Origin of the sequence: Bradyrhizobium sp., from assembly GCF_050014615.1 — a bacterium.
In the GTDB taxonomy this organism is placed as follows: Bacteria; Pseudomonadota; Alphaproteobacteria; order Rhizobiales; family Xanthobacteraceae; genus Bradyrhizobium.
The window spans coordinates 1-3077 of sequence record NZ_JBEKCZ010000345.1 but is presented as its reverse complement, the minus strand read 5'-3'; the positions used below and the strand labels follow the sequence as shown (position 1 = coordinate 3077).

Below are 3077 nucleotides of genomic sequence, written 5' to 3'. Positions count from 1 at the left end.
AAGAAATTTCTCGCCAACTTGGATTAAGCCCCCGCACGGTCGAGGACCATCTTGCCAACATGATGAAGAAATCTGACGTTAAATCGACGACAAAATTGTTGCTGAAGTTATTGAAGTCACAATAGGCGAGTTAATCGGTTTCATCATCAGGTTATCTCCGCCGCTGCCCGCCCATGCGATGGCATCGAGAGGCCGAGCGAATCCCAACCGGAGAACGTCGCCAATGCGCACTCGAGCGGATCATAGAGCCCGAGGAAACGACCGAGCCACTCCCGGTAATCAGCGCGGGTGCTAATGCCTCCCGGCAGTCGAAGCAACGCCTCAATCTGCTTATGTAGGGGCGCAGTTTTTTTCCGGAGCAGGGCCGACAATGGCGGTATCGCGTCCGCTGGGGTCGGTTCGTTGCTGATTAGCTGCGACGCCGTCGGTTCAACGAAGGTTCCGGTGTTCTCGAGAATGACCATCTGTTCATCAGTTAACTGTGTCCGGCACGAGTTTGCAGCCGCCGCCTCGCGGTTCTGACGCTTCAACCCGCCTACCCTCTAGCAATGACAGATGAGAACATGCCGGTCGGTTAATTTGGCACTGCGTGAAACTACCGGTTAGACTCACGCTCCGTTCGTGCTGGATTTCCGCCAGTGTAAATTTCGCAGGTAGAATCTATTTGACTCTGAGCTTAGAAATCTCGGGGAACCCCGATGGCGCTCTATCCGTGGCAAACGATAGCTCGGTTGTTCTTCCATCAGGTGATCGATCAGAATAGCGTTCCATCGAAGGCCTTCGCTAAGAACACGCAACACGTTGACCGCGTCGATATGGTATCGCGAACGACTCTCATCGCCGGAACCGACGCACCGAGTTTTGGAGACCTTCGTAAAGAAACATGTTTGATAGCAAATGTGCTTCTAGACTGCGTCGTCTGACCATGTTGGACGACGTTTCATATCCCATAAGCATCGCGCCCCTGGCAGTGCCGTGACCCCACTCAGCGGTTTGAAAACGGCTTTCTCGCTCTCGCAATAGGCGCCATACCCGTCGAGCTTTTCGAAATTTCGATAGATGGTCAGCATTATTCCCGACGCGGCGTTCGATTGCGCGCTCTAGTTTCTTAATTGTTCGATCACTATTATGGAGCCGCGCAAGTGAGCGCGGGAACGGCAGGCTACGAGCTTGCCACAGTGCTTCCAGTACTTCCGATTTGCACTCTACAGCGCGCAGGAGTTGCCGGCGGCATCAAAGAGCCTTTTGCTCGGCACCGTAGGCGACATAGATCAACGCATCCCTGGCGATTGGGCTACGCGCGGATGGCGTCGAAACAGATCAGCACGAACCTCGTCAGCTACCACAAGAGCAGCGCCTTCTTGGTAAGCCCGCGTCGACACCAGGGTCGCGCCAGGGAAATGCCCATCTCGCTCAGCGGGGCTTGGTCCGATGGTGGCGGAGATCCGCGGGCCGTCGCAAACAATGAAGGAATATTAACGAATTGTGCCTACAGCGGAGGAGCATCTGACTCCCTTCCATTAGGGCTCTTCATGTCCGTTTCGTCCATTGATCGGGATAGCGACGCCGAAATGTTCGATCTGGCGCCGGTTTCGCTCTGGATCGAGGACTATAGTGGGGTTCGGGCGCTATTCGACGAATGGCGCGCGGAAAACGTCACCGACATCAAGGCGTACTTGACGGCAAATCCGGATCGGGTCCGGCGCTGCTCCGAGTGCATCCGTGTCCTGAAGGTCAATCCCAAGACCTTGGAGCTGTACGGCGCCCGCGACCTCGATCATTTGATGGCCAATCTCGGCCAGGTGCTGCGCGACGATACGTTCAAGAGCCATGTCGAGGAACTCGCCCAGCTCTGGTACGGGCAGACCAGCTTCTCCAGCAATACGGTCAATTACACGCTGACCGGCAAGCGTCTCGATATCCAGCTCTCGGGCAGGGTCCTTCCCGGCCACGAACAGAGCTGGGACCGCGTCATGGTGTCGATCGAGGACGTCACCGAGCGGGAGAGCGTCCGGCGCGACCTGCTCGATAGCCAGAATTACGCCTTTGGCCTGTTCGCCCACTCGCCGGTATCGCTGTGGGTGGAGGATTTCAGCGCCGTGAAGCGGCTGGTCGACGACCTACGCGCCCGCGGCATCGAGGACTTCCGCGTCTTCACCGATGTCCACGAAGAGTTCGTCTCGCGTTGCATGAGCGAAATCCACGTCATCGATGTCAACAGCCGCACGCTGCAACTGTTCGGTGCGGCCGACAAGAAAACGCTATTGCACAATCTCCCCAGGATTTTCCGGGACGAAATGGGACCGCCCTTTCGCGAGCAGCTGATCGATCTGTGGGACGGCAAGCTGTTCCAGCAGCGCGAAGTGGTGAACTATGCGCTCGACGGCACCAAGCTGCATCTGCTGCTGCAATTCTCGGTGCTGCCGAGCCACGAACACGACTGGTCGCAGGTACAGGTCGCGTTGACCGACATCACCGCCCGCAAGAAAGCCGAGACCTATCTCGAATTTCTCGGCACCCATGACGTGCTGACACGCACCATGAACCGCTCGTTTTATGCCGACGAACTCAATCGGCTGGAACGCAAGGGACCGCTGCCGGTCACGGTCATCGTTGCCGATCTTAACGGACTCAAGGCGGCGAACGATGAACTCGGCCACGCGGCCGGCGACACACTGTTGCGCCGGGCGGGCGAAGTGTTCGAATCGCTGATCGAAAAGCCGGCTTCGGTCTCGCGTATCGGCGGCGATGAATTTGCCGTGCTGCTGCCCGGCACCGACGCCGTGGTCGGCGAGGCGGTTCTCGCTTCGCTGAAGGAACTCATCGAGATCAACAACCAGTTTTATCCTGACGTTCCGCTCAGCATCTCGACTGGAATGGCCACCAGCCGGCCAGGGGACCGGCTGGAACAGGTGGTCAAGCGCGCCGACATGAAGATGCTGCACGCCAAGCGCATGTACCATCTTCGCTCCAGCGGCAATCGCCGCAAGACTGGCGCTGCGTAAAACAAGGCGCGAGCAATGGCTCAGTCGAGCCGATCCATTTTCTGATTCAATTGTCAAACAACCATTTGCTCG

3 protein-coding genes are annotated in these 3077 nt (G+C 57.5%); 2 read left to right on the top strand and 1 reads right to left on the bottom strand.

Going from position 1 to position 3077, the window contains the following annotated elements; translation table 11 throughout:
- Positions 1-5: 5 nt before the first annotated feature.
- The gene (locus ABR948_RS29320; protein ID WP_428124783.1) at positions 6-125 is read left to right on the top strand and encodes a LuxR C-terminal-related transcriptional regulator; all 120 of its coding nucleotides are present in this window, start codon (positions 6-8) and stop codon (positions 123-125) included.
- Between the two features lie 21 nt (positions 126-146).
- Here ABR948_RS29320 and ABR948_RS29315 read toward each other — a convergent pair whose 3' ends face one another.
- Positions 147-530: a hypothetical protein gene (locus ABR948_RS29315; RefSeq protein ID WP_428124781.1), complete on the bottom strand. Its 384-nt coding sequence runs from the start codon at positions 528-530 to the stop codon at positions 147-149.
- 1002 nt (positions 531-1532) lie between these two features.
- On the opposite strand from ABR948_RS29315, the gene ABR948_RS29310 reads away from it, so the two are divergent.
- Positions 1533-3005, top strand: a complete 1473-nt coding sequence (locus tag ABR948_RS29310) for a sensor domain-containing diguanylate cyclase (RefSeq protein WP_423871729.1) — start codon at positions 1533-1535, stop codon at positions 3003-3005.
- Positions 3006-3077 lie beyond the last annotated feature (72 nt).